Origin of the sequence: Sphingomonas phyllosphaerae (assembly GCF_029623345.1) — a bacterium.
Taxonomy (GTDB): Bacteria; Pseudomonadota; Alphaproteobacteria; order Sphingomonadales; family Sphingomonadaceae; genus Sphingomonas; species Sphingomonas phyllosphaerae_C.
On record NZ_JAPYKH010000001.1, the window covers coordinates 1 to 15,237 of the forward strand.

Sequence of the window (15,237 nt, forward strand, 5' to 3'; positions counted from 1 at the left end):
CCGGCTGCCTCAATACCCCGTGTACCGCCCCGGCCGGTGCCACGCGATCAGGATGCCGCTGATCGCCGCCGCGGACAGCGCCGACCACGCCACCCGCTCGAGCGGCAGCGCCACCAGCGACACCAGCAGGATCACCGCGTCGATCGCGATCTGCGTCCGCCCCGCGTTCCAGCCGCGGCGCTGCTGCAGCCACAGCGTCACCACGCCGGTCCCGCCGATTCCGGCATGGTGGCGCGCCAGCGCCAGCGCGCCGAAGCCGATCACCGATCCGCCCGCCAGCGCGGCGAAGGCCGGATTGATGTACGCGATGCTGAGCCCGTAGCGCGTCACCGTCCCGAGCGCCGCCACGCCGATCCCGACCAAAGCGGTGCGCAGCGTGAAGCGTCGACCCATCGCGCGCCACGCCAGCCAGAAGAACGGCAGGTTGAGCAGGGTGAACAGCACCCCGCTCGGCAGCGGCACCGCATAGGAGAGCAGCAGCGCCACCCCGGCGATCCCGCCGGTCACCAGCCCGGCGGCGTGAAGCAGCGCCAGCCCGAGCACGACGAGAATGCAGCCGAGCGCGAGCGCATAGGCGTCCTCGATCGCACTGTGCGGAAGGGAAGGGGGGCGAGTCACCGGCGCGCTCTGCCAGCGCCGCCCCGTCGCGTCGAGTGCTGCGCTGCAACATGGGTCATGCGTTTACCTCGCGCGCTCGCCACGTTAGGTCGCTTCACCGGGGCAGCGGGAGCGGCGGCATGGCGCGCGAGATGACGGGTGGGTGCCAATGCGGCAGCGTGCGCTACACCGTGCTGGTCGAGGACGACGACGCCTATCTGTGCCACTGCCGGATGTGCCAACGCGCCACCGGCGGCGTTTTCGCCGCACTCAAGCAGGTGTCGCGCACCGCGCTGCGCTGGACCACGCGCGAGCCCGATCGCCGCGCCTCGTCGCCGATCGCGTCGCGCGGTTTCTGCCGCCACTGCGGCACCCCGCTCACCTATGAAGGGAACGGCGCGGACCAGCTCGACCTTACCGCCGGCAGCTTCGATGACGCTGGTCGTCTCCGCCCGACCGGTCATTTCGGCGTCGAGAGCCGCCACGCCGCCTGGCGCGACACCGCGGGGCTACCCGAGAAACGCACCGACGAGCTCCCGCATATCGTCGGCAAATGGATGGAAACGAGTGGCAAGCTCCCGGACTGAGACACGCTTCTTCGACAGCTTCGACGGCACCTCGATCGCCTGGCGCGAAGTCGGCGAGGGGCGGCCGTTGCTGCTGATCCACGGCTATTTCTCGGACGCGCGCACCAATTGGCTGCGCTACGGCCATGCCGCCGCGATCGCCGCGTGCGGCGTGCGCGTAATCATGCCCGACCTGCGCGCGCACGGCGAGAGCGGCAAGCCGCACGACGCCGCCGCTTACCCGCCCGACGCGCTGGCGCTGGACGGCGAAGCGCTGGTGCGCCACCTCGGGCTGACCGACTATGACCTCGGCGGCTACTCGCTCGGCGCGCGCTCGGTGGTGCGGATGCTGGCGCGCGGCGCGACGCCGCGGCGCGCGGTGCTCGCCGGCATGGGCTTGGAGGGGATCGTCGGCGCTGAGCGACGCGCCGACCATTTCCGTACCATCCTCACCCGGCTCGGCCAGCACGAGCGCGGCAGCCCCGAGTGGCTCGCTGAGGCCTTTCTCAAGACCACCGGTGGTGATCCCGTCGCGCTGCTCGGCGTGATCGACACGTTCGTGAGCACGCCGGCCGAGATTCTGGCGACGCTCGACCCACCGACGTTGGTGCTCAGCGGCGTCGACGATCACGACAACGGCTCGGCCGCGGCACTCGCCGACGCGCTGCCGAACGCACGCTACGCCGAAGTACCGGGCAACCATATGAGCGCGGTGACCAAGCCCGAGCTCGGGCAGGCGGTCGCGGACTTCGTGGCGGCATAATCCTCCCCGCTCGCGGGGAGGTGGCAGCGCGCCGGCGCTGACGGAGGGAGGCTTCCGCACTCGCTGCGCTGCGTGGAGAGCCCGCTCCACCATGATTCGCCTGATGTGTGGGTGAATTTGCCCCCGGAAAATTCAGCCCTGAGCGGGGCACAGGGCGGCCCCACACATCCCTCCCCGCGAGCGGGGAGGAGCTGATCGGCCTAGCTCTTCAGCTTCCACCCGCGCTTGAGCAGCACGTAGCACAGCACGCCCAGCGCCACGTCGAGCGCCAGGATCACGACGCTGCCCACCGCCACCGGCGAATCGGCGCTGCCAAGAAAGCCGTAGCGGAAGCCCGAGATCACGTAGAAGAAAGGGTTGATGTGGCTGAACGCGCGGAACGCGGGCGCGAGATGGTCGACCGAGTAGAAGGTGCCCGACAGCAGCGTCAGCGGCGCGATCAGGAAGTTGGTCACCGCCGCGGCATGGTCGAACTTGTCCGCCCAGATCGAGGTGAGCACGCCCGCGAACGACAGGAACATCGCACCGAGCAGGCCGAACCACAGCACCGCGAGCGGGTGGTGCGGCGTCACGTGCACGCCCGGCCACAGCGCCATCGCCAGCCACACCGCGCAGCCGACACAGAAGGCGCGCGTCACCGCCGCGCCGACCAACGCGGCGAGCAGCTCGCCCGTCGACAGCGGCGGCTGGAGATAGTCGACGATATTGCCCTGGATCTTGCCCACCAGCAGCGAGAAGCTGGCGTTGGCGAAGGCGTTGTTGAGCATGCCCATCACGATCAGCCCCGGCGCGATGAAATCGGCGAAGGCGACCGGCGCGCCGCCGACGTTGACCGGGCTGCGCGCGCCGTTAGCGACGGTGAAGATCACCAGGAACATCAGCGTCGTGACTGCCGGCGCCCACACCGTCTGGAGCTGCACCTTGAAGAAACGGCGCACCTCCTTCACATAGAGGGTTCGCAGGCCGCCCCAATTGACGTTCCGGATCACCGGTTCGCCGGGGGCGTGCCTGATGGCTGACGGAATATGTCCGGTAGGAGGCTGGCTGCTCATCGCCTGTGCGGGTAACCGCTGTGGCGCGCGGCCGCAACCGGAACGCTAGAGGAAGACACGGATGTCCTGGACCGACGAGCGGATCGATACGCTGAAGACGATGTGGGAGGCGGGCCAGACCGCCAGCCAGATCGCCGAGGCGCTCGGCGGGGTGAGCCGCAACGCGGTGATCGGCAAGGCGCATCGCCTCGGCCTCCAGTCGCGTCCGTCACCGGTAACGACCAAGGAGGAGGCGCGCGCCGCCGGGCCTGCGCCGGCCGCCGCCCCTGTTGTTGCGGCGCCCGCGCCCAAGCCGAGTCCCGCTCCGGTGCGTGCCGCGGCGCCCGCGCCGGCCCCGCGGTCTGCGCCGCCGCCCTTTGCGACCGAGTCGGCACCGGACCCTGCGCCCGTGACTGATGACGTTGCGGACGAGGCCGACGAGGCCGACGAGGCGCCCATCGCACCGCCGGTTAAGCGCGAGCCGGTGTTGCGCTCGGTCGGTCCGGGCGGCTTCGTGCGTCAGGCGCCCGGCGAGCAGCAGCCGCCGATTGCGCCTGCCCCGCCGCGCCGGCTGGTGCCGGCGCGCACCGCGCCCGAGTTTGCCAGCAAGACGTCCCTGCTCGATCTCAACGACAAGATCTGCAAGTGGCCGCTCGGCCACCCTGGCGAGCCGGACTTCCACTTCTGCGGGGTCAAGGTGAACCCTGGCTTCCCTTATTGCGTCGACCATTGCGGCCACGCCTATCAGGCGCAGCTGCCGCGCCGCGATCGACGTGCGCCGCCGCTGCCGTTCGGCGGCCCGCGCATGCGGTAAGCGCGGCGCTCAAGAAAGCGGATAGCATTATACGCCACCCCGGCATCCCCCGGGGTGGCTCATGGGACGACGATGCAACCGCGTCGCCCCTTTACCTCAGAAGCGAAACGCCGCGGTGGCGCGCAGGCTATGCCAGCGGAACTTCTCGTCCGAGCGACGGAAGTCGGTGCCCTCGACCGTTCCGCCGTTGCCGGCATTGGTGAACGGCGTGCCGGCCGGGCCGGCGGCGCGGACGCGATAGTCGTCGTCCTGATACTGGTGGTAGACATATTCGAGCCCGACCGAGAAATGGTCGCCGAAGCGCTGCTCGATGCCGCCGCCGCCCTGGAAGCCGAACTGGTCCTGCCGCCCGCGCGCGGTGAAGCTGTTGGTGCTCTGACTCGACGAGAACGCGCTATCGATGCGCGCCAGCGACGGGCCGAACGTACCGTAGAACAACGTCGAGTCGTTGGGGGTGTAGCCGGCGCGCGCGCGCACCGCGGCCTCCCAATTGACCTGGCGGTACATCACGTAATTGGCCGGGGTGGTCGAGAAGCCCGAGGTGCTGTCGTTGATGTGCGTCCGCCCGAACTCGCCGACGACGCCGTAGACGATCGGTCCACTCTGCTGGTCGAAGCCGACCCGCCCGTAATAGCTCCAGCCGTCGCGATCCTTCGCGCATCCCGGACCGCCGTTGCGCGGGCCCTGCGCAGCGCCCGCACGGCCGCCGCAGAATCCCGGCGAGAAGGCGTTCGCGCCGGTGCCGGTCAGCACCGTGTCGCCGAAGCGGCCGTCGAGGTTGCGGTCGAACTCAATGCGCGAACCGCCGTCGTTCGGCTGCACGTCATAGCCGCCGGCGGCGCCGACGTAGATGCCGGAGAAGCCGCCGCTCACCGAAGGGTCGCCACCGTCCTGCGCCATGGCGGGGACAGCAGCCAGCGACGCCGCAATCGCGGCGGCGGTCAGATACGCTCTCATGTAGGTCACTCCCTGATCGAACGATCCGCGAACGAGCCTCAATCAGGTTAGGTTTCGTGAAGAATCATTGCCGCGGCAACCGAAAGCACCGCGCTTGGGTCGGGCGCCGTGGATCGTTATATGACGGTCATGGCCGATCTGTTCGCATCCCCCACCGCCGGAACCTCGGCCTATGACGCCTCGTCGATCGAGGTGCTCGAGGGGCTGGAGCCGGTGCGTCGCCGACCCGGCATGTACGTCGGCGGCACCGACGAGCGCGCGATGCATCACCTCGCCGCCGAGGTGCTCGACAATGCGATGGACGAGGCGGTGGCGGGGCACGCCACGCGCATCGAGATCACGCTGGAGCCGGGCAACCGGCTGACCATCGTCGACAACGGCCGCGGCATGCCGGTCGACCCGCATCCCAAGTTCCCGGACAAGTCGGCGCTCGAGGTGATCCTCTCGATGCTCCACTCGGGCGGCAAGTTCGCGGGCAAGGCCTATGCCACCTCGGGCGGCCTGCATGGCGTGGGTGTCTCGGTGGTCAACGCGCTGTCGAGCGACACGGTGGTCGAGGTCGCGCGCGACCGCCAGCTCTACCGCCAGCGTTTCAGCAAGGGGCAGACGCTCGGCCCGCTCGAGACGGTTGGTGCGGCGCCCAACCGCCGCGGTACCTCGGTGGCCTTCACCCCCGATACCGAGATTTTCGGCCCCGAGCTGCTGTTCAAGCCGGCTCGGCTGTACCGGCTGGCCCGCTCCAAGGCGTACCTCTTCGCTGGCGTCGAGATCCGCTGGCATTGCGCGCCCGAGCTAGTCAGTGACGACACCCCTTTGGAGGCGGTGTTCCAATTTCCAGGCGGCCTGTCGGATCATCTGCGCGAGCAGATCGCCGGCCGCGAGTGTGCCACCGCCGACTTCTTCGCGGGTCAGCAGGACTTTTCTGACCGGCAGGGCAAGGTCGAGTGGGCAGTCGCCTGGCCGCTGTGGAGCGAGGGCAGCTATAGCTGGTATTGCAATACCATCCCGACGCCCGATGGCGGCACGCACGAACAGGGTCTGCGTCAGGCGCTGGTGCGCGGGCTGCGCCAGTTCGGCGATCTCGTCGGCAACAAGCGCGCCAAGGATCTCACTGCGGATGATGTGATGGTCGGCAGCGAGCTGATGCTCAGCGTCTTCATTCGGGAGCCGCAGTTCCAGTCGCAGACCAAGGACCGGCTCACCTCGCCCGAGGCCGCCGGGCTGGTCGAAAAGGCGATGCGCGACCATTTCGACCATTGGCTTGGCCACAATATGGATCGCGGCAAGGCGCTGCTCGGCTATGTGCTGGAGCGGATGGACGAGCGGCTGCGACGCAAGGCCGAGCGTGACGTCAAGCGCAAGACCGCCACCTCGGCGCGCAAGATCCGGCTGCCGGGCAAGCTCACCGACTGTTCGGCTGACAGTTCGGAGGGCACCGAATTGTTCATCGTCGAGGGCGATTCGGCGGGCGGCTCGGCCAAGCAGGCGCGCGACCGCAAGACCCAGGCGATCCTGCCGATCCGCGGCAAGATCCTCAACGTCGCCTCGGCCACCTCGGCTAAGATCCTCGCCAACCAGGAGATCGCTGACCTGGTCCAGGCGCTGGGCTGCGGCACGCGCAAGGACTGCCGCCCCGAGCAGCTGCGCTACGAGAAGATCGTCATCATGACCGACGCCGACGTCGACGGCGCGCATATCGCGACGCTGCTGATGACCTTCTTCTTCCAGGAGATGCCCGAGCTGGTGCGGCAGGGGCACCTGCACCTCGCGCAGCCGCCGCTGTACCGGCTCACCGTCGGCGCCAAGTCGCTCTACGCGCGCGACGACGCGCACCGCGCCGAGCTGGAGCGGACGGTGTTCCGCGGCAAGAAGGTTGAGGTGGCGCGCTTCAAGGGCCTGGGCGAGATGAACCCGAGCCAGTTGCGCGAGACGACGATGGATCCGACCAAGCGCAGCATGATCCGCATCACGTTGCCGCAGGAATATGAGGAGCGCGCCGGCGTGAAGGACTTGGTCGAGCGGCTGATGGGGACCAATCCGGCGCACCGCTTCGCCTTCATCCAGGAGAATGCGGCGCGCCTGGACGAGGAGGCGATCGACGCGTGATCCGGCATCCACGACAGGAATGGTGGCTGGCGATCGCGCTGGCGGCACTGGCGGGCTATGTCGACGCGATCGGCTTCCTGCGGCTCAACGGCCTGTTCGTCTCCTTCATGAGCGGCAATTCGACCCGGCTGGCGGTGGCGCTGGCGGGCGGCTCGCCGCTGGCGTTCACCGCGGCGTCGCTGATCCTCGCTTTTGTCGCGGGCGTGGTGGTCGGCGCCACCGCGGGCGCGGCGCTGGGTCGCTGGCGCCGGCCAGGGGTGATCGTGCTCGCGTCGGTGCCGCTCGCGGTAGCGGCGGCGCTGCCCGAGTTCGGCCCACTCGGCGGGCTCGGCACCGTGCTGCTCGCGCTGGCGATGGGCGGACTCAACACTGTCTTCCAGCGTGACGGCGAGGTCAGCGTGGGAGTGACCTATATGACCGGCGCATTGGTCAAGCTCGGCCAGCATCTCGCGGGCGCGCTGATGGGAGAGGGCGCGCGTTGGGACTGGTTGCCGTACCTGCTGCTGTGGTCGGGACTGGTTGCGGGCGCGTTCCTCGGGACGGCCGATTATGCGGCGCCCGACAACGCCGCGCTGTGGCGCGCGACGGTCGCGGCACTGGGCATCGCGCTGCTCGCCGCGGCGACGACGACTGCGGGGAACCGTGTGCCGCGCGAGTGAGTCGGGGGGGGCGATGACGGCGGGGGCCTGTGGGATAAGCGAGAGACGCGGGCGCTTTCGTCCACGATGGTACGTCGCGCATGTCGCGCAACATCTCCTCGCACACCGGCGTCATCCTGAACTGGCTTCAGGATCCACGGTCCTGCGAGCGCGTCGGCCGTCGGGCATGCGGGTCGGTGGATCCCGAGCCGGGTTCTGGATGACGCTGATTGGTGCGTGGGGCGTGCTCCACATCCGCAACGAACGCTCAGCGCGATGATCGACCTCGCCCGCGTTCCCGATCTCGATCTTGCCGGGCTCACCGTGCACCCGTCGCTTCGCACCGTCGCGCGGGGCGGGCGCGAGGAACTGCTCGAGCCGCGTGTGATGCAGGTCCTTGTCGCACTGGCGCACGCGGGCGGCGCGGTGGTGTCGCGTGACGAGCTGGTGGCGCAATGCTGGGACGGGCGCATCGTCGGGGACGACGCGATCAACCGCGTGATCGGCCGCCTGCGTCGCCTCGGCGAAGGGATCGGTGCGGGCCGCTTCCGCATCGAGACGATCGCGCGGGTCGGCTATCGTCTGATCGTCGGCGACGGCGCCGCGCCGCTGTCTGCGTCGTCCGTCGATGATGCGGCTCCGCCGCCCGACGGGCTCGCGCGCGCCGCGATCCATCCCGTCCCTCGTCGTGCACTGATCGCCGGCCTCGGCGTCGCGGGCGCGAGCGCGGGCGCCTGGTGGTGGCACCGCGGTCGCGCCGCGCCGCGCACGCCCGAGATCGCCGCGCTCGTCGCCCAGGCGCGCGACTCGCAGCGCCAGGCCGATCGCCAGGGGCTGTGGCAGGCGATCGGGCTGCTCCGCCGCGCCGTGCTGCTGGCGCCCGACGACGCCGACGCCTGGGGACAGCTTGCCTTGTGCTGCGCGGTGGCGGCGCGGATTGCCACTGCGGCGGATCGCGCCGCTTTCGCGGAGCGCGCGCTCGCCTCCGAGCGCCGCGCCGAGGCGATCGATCCCGGCAATGCCTATGCCGCGCTGGCGCGAATGCGGCGCGCGCCGCTGCTCGGCAATTGGCGAGCGCAGGAGCAGGTCACCGCCCGCGCCGCGCGCGAGCATCCCGAGGACGACGTGATCGCCGATGCGCTCGGCCGCATGCTCCAGATGGTCGGGCGGATGCGCGAGTCGATCGACCCTTTCACGCGCGCGCTCACTGTCGGCGGCCCGTCGCCGATTGCGATGTACCAACGCGTCGTGTCGCTGTGGAGCGTTGACCGGTTAGAAGAGGCCGACCGCGCGATCGAGGAGGCCTACGCCCTCTACCCGCTCCATTATGCCGTGTGGTTCACGCGCGCTTTCCTGCTCGCCTATACTGGTCGCGGCGCGGAGGCGCTGCGCATGATCGAGGACCCGGATCACCGCCCGAGCAACGTCGACGACGCGAGCTTCGCGCTGACCGCGGGAATAGCGCGAGCGATGGCGACGCGCGCCCCGCGCGACGTCGACGCGACCGCCGCTGCCTATGTCGAAGCGGCGCACCGCGGCAGCGGCCATGCCGAGAACGCGATCCAGTTCCTCAGTGCGGCGGGGCGGCTTGATCAGGCCTTTGCGATCGCCGAGGGCTATTTTCTACGGCGCGGCTTCGCGGTGGACACGCTGCGGTTCTCGCGCCGGCAGGGCACCTATACCGCGCCCGATCAGCGCGTGAGCTGGTTCCTGTTCGCGCCGCCGTGCGCGGCGATGCGTCGCGACCCGCGCTTCGGGATGCTCGCCAAGGCGATGGGACTGACGCGCTACTGGCGCGAGACCGGCACCCGGCCCGACGATCGCGCGGTGGCGCTGGGCTGAGCGGTCACCTGCAAAAACGAGGCGACCGCGCGTATCCCGCTTTGGCTCTCTTGCCCAATGACGTGGGCCGCATCAGCGCGCCGCCAGCGCGCTGGCGGCGCGCTCGGCCAACGCGATCCGCAGCGGCGACGAGCGCCGCGCGGCGCCGGCAAGGGCGGTCGCGACGCAGGCGCGGCGGTCTATGGTGAGCGGCTCATGCTCGCACAGCCGCGCGGCGGCGCGCTCCACCCGCGCGAGCATCGCGGCGCGGCCGGCGCCGGTCTGCTGATCGAGATTGCCCGCAATGATGTGATAGCTGCTGTCGCCCACGCGCCAACTCTGCGCGGCGACGGGCGAGGCGAGCGACGGGGAGGCGGCGAGGGCGAGGATCAGGATCGAGCGCATAGCGAGTCTCCGACAGTGCGACGGGGATCGTCGCTGTGTCGAAGACTCGTCGATCGCCGCCATCCGGTCGCGGCGGGGGAGCCGATATCGGGCCGATCGTTCGCCGATGATCGGGCGATGCGGGGCGGTTCAGCGCTAGGCGGAAGAGCGACGCACGGCTACGCTCCGCTCGTCACGCCCGCAGACCGGCTCCCCGCTCGCGCGGGCGCGCCAGGATTGCGCGCGCGTCACCGGGGGTGCGCGCCTCGCCATGCGGGCCGCCCGCGGCAGCGATCACGCGGTCGAGCAGCTCGAGCCCCTCGGGCCAACGCCCCAGTCCGCTCGCGGCATTGATGTGACCGCAGGCACCATAATCGATGAAATGGCTGCCCCAGTCGACCGCGAGGCTATGCGCACGATCGAGCGTCACCCACGGATCGTCGCTCGATGCGACTACGATCGAGGGGAAGGGCAGCGGCTGTTTAGGTGCGGGCGCGAAGGGCGCGAGCTCAGGCGCGACGCCGGTTCGGTCGACGTCCGCGGGCGCGACCAGCAGCGCGCCCGCGACCGGCCAGCCATAAGGCTGCGGGCTGAGCGAGGCCCACCACGACACCGCGACGCAGCCGAGGCTGTGCGCCACCAGGATCACCGGCGCGCGAGCGCTCGCCACCGCCTGGTCGATCTTGGTGACCCAGGCGTTGCGATGCGGCCGATCCCACATGCCCAGCTCGATCCGGGCGGTGTCGGGACGGCTCTTCTCCCACAATGTCTGCCAGTGCGACGGCCCGGATCCGCCCAGCCCCGGGACGGTCAGAACGGTCGGCTGCACCGACAGATCGAACGCGGAATGTCCCATGACATACCTCCAGTTGGTGAGGCCGCGGCGATCGGTCTAGGGGTCGGCACGGCCGCGGCCTCTGTCCCCTAGCTATTACCTACTAAATCGATCGGCAATCCTGCGGCGCAGCATTTGACGCGAGCGGAGGCGCGCGAGCGACGAGCGGTTGCGGTGTCGCCGTTGCGGCGCGATACGGCGGCATGCCCAAGCAGCGCGTGGACCAGATGCTCGTCGATCGCGGACTCGTCGAGTCGCGTACGCGCGCGCAGGCGCTGGTGATGGCGGGGCTGGTGTTCGCCGGCGAGCGCAAGGTCGACAAGCCGGGTCAGGCGCTCGCGGACGACGTTGCGCTGGAGGTGCGCGGGCGCGATCATCCCTGGGTGTCGCGCGGCGGGATCAAGCTGGCGCACGGGCTCGATCACTTCGGCTGGGACGTGACCGGCGCGGTGGCGATCGACGTCGGCAGCTCGACCGGCGGCTTCACCGACGTGCTGCTCAGCCGCGGCGCGGCGCGCGTCTACGCGGTCGACAGCGGTACCAACCAGCTCGCCTGGAAGCTGCGGCAGGATCCGCGCGTCGCCGTCCACGAGCAGACCAGCGCGCGGCTGCTCACCGCCGCACACGTTGCCGAGCCGGTCGACCTGGTCGTGTGCGACGCGAGCTTCATCGGTCTGGCCAAGGTGCTCGAGGTGCCGCTCGGCTTCGTCCGCCACGGCGGGCGCGTGCTGGCGCTGATCAAGCCGCAGTTCGAGGCGGGACGTGCCGAGGTGGGCAAGGGTGGGGTGGTGCGCGACCCCGCCGTCCACGCGCGGGTGTGCGCCGAGGTGGTCGCGTGGCTGGAGCAGAGCGACTGGCAGGTCCAGGGCGTGGTCGAGAGCCCAATCACCGGGCCCGAGGGCAATGTCGAGTTCCTCGTCGGCGCGACGCGCGCGTGAAATTGGGAAAAGTACCATTTACCTGACGGGGGCATTGCGGCAGCAGTACCGAGACGGACCGATCAGGAGACGAAGGTGGGGGTTGTCGCTTCCAAGGAGCAGTTGCGAATGTCCTTCCTGCGCTGGGCGGCGGTGGCGGTGCCCGGCGTGCTGCTACTCGGCTTTCTGTCAGGGCGGACGGTGCCGTCGGGCGATGCCAACGGCTGGTACCGCGCGCTGGCCAAGCCGGAGCTGACCCCGCCGGGCTGGCTGTTCCCGGTCGCCTGGTCGCTGCTGTATGTGATGATGGGCGTGGCGCTCGCGCTGGTGCTCAGCGCGCGTGGCGCGCGGCTGCGCTGGCTCGCGGTCGCGCTGTTCGCCGCGCAGCTCGTCGGCAACCTGCTGTGGACACCGCTGTTCTTCGGCGCTCACCGGATCTCGGCGGCGTTCCTGCTGATCGTCGCGATCCTCGGGCTGACGATCCTCACCACCTTCGTGTTCGCGCAGGTGCGCCGCCGCGCCGCGTGGCTGCTCGTCCCGTATATGATGTGGCTGGGTTTCGCCGGCACGCTCAACTGGCGTATCGATCAGCTCAACCCCGACGCGGAACGGCTTGTGTCGCCGGCCGCGGCGTCCCAGATGGTCGGTTAAGCGCCTTTACAGGAATTTGATCTTATGCAGTCCGAGAACCATCTGTTCGGCGATCTCGCCAAGCTCTTCAACGGCGCGGCGGGCACGCTCGCCGGGGTCGGGCGCGAGGCCGAGGCCAACGCCCGGGCCCGCGCGCGCGAGTGGATCGGTGGTCTCGATTTCGTCGCGCGCGACGAGTTCGAGGTGGTGAAGGCGATGGCGGCCGCGGCGCGTGACGAGAATGAGGCGCTGCGCGCACGGATCGAGACGCTTGAGGCGGCGCTGGCCGCCAAGTCCGGCGTCTGATCGCGCCGCGCCAGGGAAGGGGGCCGCGTGCCAAGCGATAAGTTGATGATGCTCGACGAGGCCGACGACGACAACGCGGGCGAGGCGCCGCTCGACATGCTCGAGGCCTATTTCCTCGCGCATGGTTGGCCGTGCGAGCGCGGCGAGGATGAGATCACCGCGTCGATCAAGGGCAGCTGGACCGAATATGAGCTGCGTGCGCTGTGGCGCGAGGAGGACGGTGTCCTTCAGCTGCTCGCCTTCCCCGACGTCAAGGTAGCAGAAGGCCGGCGCGCGCCGGTCTATGAGGTGCTTGCGCTCGTCAATGAGCAACTGTGGATGGGGCATTTCGAGATCTGGTCGAGCAGCGGCATCCTGCTCTACCGCAACGCCACCGCGATCGAGGCCGAGGACGGCGAGGCCACCATGGCGCTGAGCACCGCCGAGCTGCTGGTCGAGTCCGCGATCGACGAGTGCGAGCGCTTCTACCCGGTGTTCCAGTTCGTACTGTGGGGCGGCAAGTCGCCGAGCGAGGCGATCGCGGCGGCGATGGTCGAGACAGCGGGCGAGGCCTGACGCGCGATGCGGCTGTGGATGATCGGCTGCGGCAACATGGCCTCGGCGATGCTGCGGCGCTGGCTGGCGAGCGGCGTGGTCGCGGCCGAGGACGTCGACGTCGTCAACCGCCAGCATCGCGTGCTGCCGGTCGGCGTGCGGCAGGCGCGCGACCTGCCTGACGCGCCGCCGCCCGACGCGGTGATCCTCGGCATCAAGCCGCAGCAGCTCGACGCGGTGGCGGCGGTGCATCGCGACCGAGTCGCCGCGGCGCCGCTGCTCGTCTCGATGCTGGCCGGCGCCGATCCGGCACGGCTGGCGGCGGCCTTTCCCGGCCCGGTGCCGATCCAGACGATGCCGAATCTGCCGGTCGAGCTCGGACGCGGCGTCGTCGCGGTGCATGCGCCCGACGCGCCGGCGCCAGCGCGCGCCGTGGTGGACCGGCTGCTCGCGCCGCTGGGCCTGGTCGAATGGTTCGACGAACCGACGCGCTTCGCCGCCGCCGGGGCGCTGTCGGGTACCGGGCCCGCCTTCCTCTTCCGCTTCATCGACGCACTGACCGCGAGCGGGGTCGCGACCGGGCTGTCGCGCGAGGAGGCCGAAGCGGTGGCGCTCGCGACGGTCGATGGCGCGGCGGCGATGGCGTCGGCGAGCGAGCGCAGCCCGGCCGCGCTGGCCGACGCGGTGGCGAGCCCCGGAGGCATGACCCGCGCCGGGCTCGACGTGCTCGATCGCGATCGCGCCTTGACGGCACTGCTGGAAGCGACGCTGCGCGCGGTGGCCCGGCGCGGCGCGGAGATGGCGGCGGCGGGATAGGACGCGGTTCAGCTATAGCGGCAGCGCGGTTGTCGACTTGATCTCCTGCATCGCGAAGGAGGAGCTGACGTCATGCAGCGGCGCCACCTTGATCAACTTGCGGTAGATCCGGTCATAGTCGGCGATGTCGCGCGCGACGACCTTCAGCAGATAATCGACCTCGCCGCTCATCCGATAGAATTCCACGACCTCGGGGATCCGTGCGACGCCCTCGGCGAAGGTCTGCAGCCACTCGTCGCTGTGCTGCGTCGTGCGCACCGCGACGAAGACCGTGACGTCGAGCCCGAGCGCGGCACGGTTGAGCAGTGTCACTCGCGACCGGATCAGCCCGACACGCTCGAGCCGCTTCACCCGCTTCCAGCACGGCGTGGCTGACAGGCTCACCCGCTCGGCGAGATCGGCGATGGAGATCGTCGCATCCTCCTGGAGCAACGCGAGCAGGCGTCGATCGGCCGAATCGAGAATGGTATTCTCCGTCATTCCCCGATTGTAGCACGTTTCTCTCGGATCTACCCCCAGATAGTAGGTAGATGAGCACGTTTTGCGTGCGAACGTAGCTATACTCTCTTGCGACTGCAGGAGGCTCTTCATGCTCAATCGGATGTTCGTCGATCACCCGCGCACGGTGGGAGAGAGCTACAGCGCGCACGCGCAGGTCGCCGCGCGCTTCGGGCTCACCATGATCGGCGCGGGCACGGCGTGCCTGATCCACGCGCTGGTGCCAGGGCTGTTCCGGTCGACCGGGAGCCGCGCCGTGGAGCGCTTATGTGAGGAGATGGCGGCGCGTCGTCGCGCTGGCTGAACGATCTGCTGATCAATGTGACGGGCGGGCCAGAGCCGTGGATATGGCCGCTCGTTTCTTAGATGGTCAATGACCGTAGCGTTTGATGCCGCGACGGCGCAGCTTCTCACGACGGCGTCGGCGCAGTATCACGAGCGCCGTCGGCACGGCGATCAGAAGGACCACGCCGATGATCGCATAAGCGACGAGTTCGCGAGTGACGTCGATCATGGCGGGCCTGTGACATAGTCGAAAGCGACTGTCATCCCGTGAAAACGCTTGGAGAAAGGCCGATACCCGTATTGGCGGGTGAGCGATCGCTTCCCCGCATGTGGCTTACTTGCTTATAGTAAACCACGGTCTCACACGGGGGAAAGCCATGTTCACTCTCCTCATCCTCGGAGCGCCACTGATGACCGACGCGCCCGATCAGCAGGCACAGGGTCGCTCGCAACTGCCGCCGCCGGGCGCGCATCGCCGGCTCGCGGGAACCGCGACGGCGACGAGCTGCGGCGGCGCCGACCTTCTCGGCAGGAGATGGTCCGAGGAGATGCGCGCGCCGCTGCTGAGCCATGGTCATCGCGAGGTGCGGTTGCTGCGCGTCGGTCAGCCACGAACGATGGACCTGCGCGAGGACCGACTGAACGTGATCCTCGACTCGGCGGGGCAGGTGATTGAGATCACCTGCGGCTAAGCGACTGCTGATCTGTCTCGCCAGGTTGGTGGGAACGTCCAGAGTAC

20 protein-coding genes are annotated in these 15,237 nt (G+C 69.6%); 13 read left to right on the plus strand and 7 right to left on the minus strand.

Going from position 1 to position 15,237, the window contains the following annotated elements; genetic code table 11:
• Nucleotides 1-9 precede the first annotated feature (9 nt).
• On the minus strand, nt 10-618 hold the full coding sequence (locus QBJ89_RS00005) for a YitT family protein (RefSeq protein ID WP_277978504.1): 609 nt from the start codon (nt 616-618) through the stop codon (nt 10-12).
• 119 nt (nt 619-737) lie between these two features.
• On the opposite strand from QBJ89_RS00005, the gene QBJ89_RS00010 reads away from it, so the two are divergent.
• Both QBJ89_RS00010 and QBJ89_RS00015 read left to right on the plus strand, forming a co-directional pair.
• On the plus strand, nt 738-1,184 hold the full coding sequence (locus QBJ89_RS00010; protein WP_277978505.1) for a GFA family protein: 447 nt from the start codon (nt 738-740) through the stop codon (nt 1,182-1,184).
• Entirely contained in the window at nt 1,165-1,926 is a 762-nt protein-coding gene (locus QBJ89_RS00015) for an alpha/beta fold hydrolase (protein WP_277978506.1), read from the plus strand. The genes QBJ89_RS00010 and QBJ89_RS00015 overlap by 20 nt, the downstream gene beginning before the upstream one ends.
• Before the next feature lie 200 nt (nt 1,927-2,126).
• Here the strand turns inward: QBJ89_RS00015 and QBJ89_RS00020 are convergent, their stop codons facing one another.
• Nucleotides 2,127-2,978: an ABC transporter permease gene (locus QBJ89_RS00020; protein WP_277978507.1), complete on the minus strand. Its 852-nt coding sequence runs from the start codon at nt 2,976-2,978 to the stop codon at nt 2,127-2,129.
• A gap of 61 nt (nt 2,979-3,039) precedes the next feature.
• Here QBJ89_RS00020 and QBJ89_RS00025 point away from each other — a divergent pair, with 61 nt between their 5' ends.
• Nucleotides 3,040-3,771, plus strand: a complete 732-nt coding sequence (locus tag QBJ89_RS00025) for a GcrA family cell cycle regulator (protein ID WP_277978508.1) — start codon at nt 3,040-3,042, stop codon at nt 3,769-3,771.
• Between the two features lie 96 nt (nt 3,772-3,867).
• On the opposite strand, the gene QBJ89_RS00030 is transcribed toward QBJ89_RS00025, so the two are convergent.
• Nucleotides 3,868-4,728, minus strand: coding sequence for an outer membrane protein (locus tag QBJ89_RS00030; protein ID WP_277978509.1), 861 nt, complete (start codon nt 4,726-4,728; stop codon nt 3,868-3,870).
• Nucleotides 4,729-4,848: 120 nt separating this feature from the next.
• On the opposite strand from QBJ89_RS00030, the gene parE reads away from it, so the two are divergent.
• The 3 genes from parE to QBJ89_RS00045 all read left to right on the plus strand — a co-directional run bounded on the left by parE (nt 4,849) and on the right by QBJ89_RS00045 (nt 9,314).
• The gene (gene parE, locus QBJ89_RS00035; RefSeq protein WP_431522484.1) at nt 4,849-6,834 is read left to right on the plus strand and encodes a DNA topoisomerase IV subunit B; all 1,986 of its coding nucleotides are present in this window, start codon (nt 4,849-4,851) and stop codon (nt 6,832-6,834) included.
• Nucleotides 6,831-7,493, plus strand: coding sequence for a YoaK family protein (locus tag QBJ89_RS00040; RefSeq protein ID WP_431522485.1), 663 nt, complete (start codon nt 6,831-6,833; stop codon nt 7,491-7,493). Before parE ends, QBJ89_RS00040 begins: the two co-directional genes overlap by 4 nt.
• A gap of 255 nt (nt 7,494-7,748) precedes the next feature.
• A complete protein-coding gene (locus QBJ89_RS00045) occupies nt 7,749-9,314 on the plus strand; it encodes a winged helix-turn-helix domain-containing protein (protein WP_277978510.1) in 1,566 nt (521 codons plus the stop codon).
• A 72-nt stretch (nt 9,315-9,386) separates the two neighbouring features.
• On the opposite strand, the gene QBJ89_RS00050 is transcribed toward QBJ89_RS00045, so the two are convergent.
• Entirely contained in the window at nt 9,387-9,698 is a 312-nt protein-coding gene (locus QBJ89_RS00050; RefSeq protein WP_277978511.1) for a UrcA family protein, read from the minus strand.
• 172 nt (nt 9,699-9,870) lie between these two features.
• Entirely contained in the window at nt 9,871-10,533 is a 663-nt protein-coding gene (locus QBJ89_RS00055) for an RBBP9/YdeN family alpha/beta hydrolase (RefSeq protein WP_277978512.1), read from the minus strand.
• 182 nt (nt 10,534-10,715) lie between these two features.
• On the opposite strand from QBJ89_RS00055, the gene QBJ89_RS00060 reads away from it, so the two are divergent.
• The 5 genes from QBJ89_RS00060 (at nt 10,716) to QBJ89_RS00080 (ending at nt 13,715) form a co-directional block, all read left to right on the plus strand.
• The gene (locus QBJ89_RS00060) at nt 10,716-11,450 is read left to right on the plus strand and encodes a TlyA family RNA methyltransferase (RefSeq protein ID WP_277978513.1); all 735 of its coding nucleotides are present in this window, start codon (nt 10,716-10,718) and stop codon (nt 11,448-11,450) included.
• A gap of 108 nt (nt 11,451-11,558) precedes the next feature.
• Nucleotides 11,559-12,080: a TspO/MBR family protein gene (locus QBJ89_RS00065; protein ID WP_277978514.1), complete on the plus strand. Its 522-nt coding sequence runs from the start codon at nt 11,559-11,561 to the stop codon at nt 12,078-12,080.
• A 24-nt stretch (nt 12,081-12,104) separates the two neighbouring features.
• Complete coding sequence (locus tag QBJ89_RS00070; RefSeq protein WP_183921080.1) at nt 12,105-12,365, plus strand: accessory factor UbiK family protein; 261 nt, start codon at nt 12,105-12,107, stop codon at nt 12,363-12,365.
• A 48-nt stretch (nt 12,366-12,413) separates the two neighbouring features.
• A complete protein-coding gene (locus QBJ89_RS00075) occupies nt 12,414-12,920 on the plus strand; it encodes a YbjN domain-containing protein (RefSeq protein ID WP_183921079.1) in 507 nt (168 codons plus the stop codon).
• A 6-nt stretch (nt 12,921-12,926) separates the two neighbouring features.
• Complete coding sequence (locus QBJ89_RS00080) at nt 12,927-13,715, plus strand: pyrroline-5-carboxylate reductase family protein (protein ID WP_277978515.1); 789 nt, start codon at nt 12,927-12,929, stop codon at nt 13,713-13,715.
• Between the two features lie 12 nt (nt 13,716-13,727).
• Here the strand turns inward: QBJ89_RS00080 and QBJ89_RS00085 are convergent, their stop codons facing one another.
• Entirely contained in the window at nt 13,728-14,195 is a 468-nt protein-coding gene (locus tag QBJ89_RS00085; RefSeq protein WP_347342804.1) for an Lrp/AsnC family transcriptional regulator, read from the minus strand.
• 109 nt (nt 14,196-14,304) lie between these two features.
• Between QBJ89_RS00085 and QBJ89_RS00090 the strand changes: the two genes are divergently transcribed.
• Nucleotides 14,305-14,517 carry a DUF6356 family protein gene (locus tag QBJ89_RS00090; protein WP_277978516.1) on the plus strand — a complete coding sequence of 71 codons (213 nt, stop codon included), beginning with the start codon at nt 14,305-14,307 and terminating at the stop codon, nt 14,515-14,517.
• 66 nt (nt 14,518-14,583) lie between these two features.
• On the opposite strand, the gene QBJ89_RS00095 is transcribed toward QBJ89_RS00090, so the two are convergent.
• On the minus strand, nt 14,584-14,727 hold the full coding sequence (locus tag QBJ89_RS00095) for a hypothetical protein (RefSeq protein ID WP_277978517.1): 144 nt from the start codon (nt 14,725-14,727) through the stop codon (nt 14,584-14,586).
• Nucleotides 14,728-14,908: 181 nt separating this feature from the next.
• Between QBJ89_RS00095 and QBJ89_RS00100 the strand changes: the two genes are divergently transcribed.
• Nucleotides 14,909-15,190, plus strand: a complete 282-nt coding sequence (locus QBJ89_RS00100; protein WP_277978518.1) for an I78 family peptidase inhibitor — start codon at nt 14,909-14,911, stop codon at nt 15,188-15,190.
• Nucleotides 15,191-15,237 lie beyond the last annotated feature (47 nt).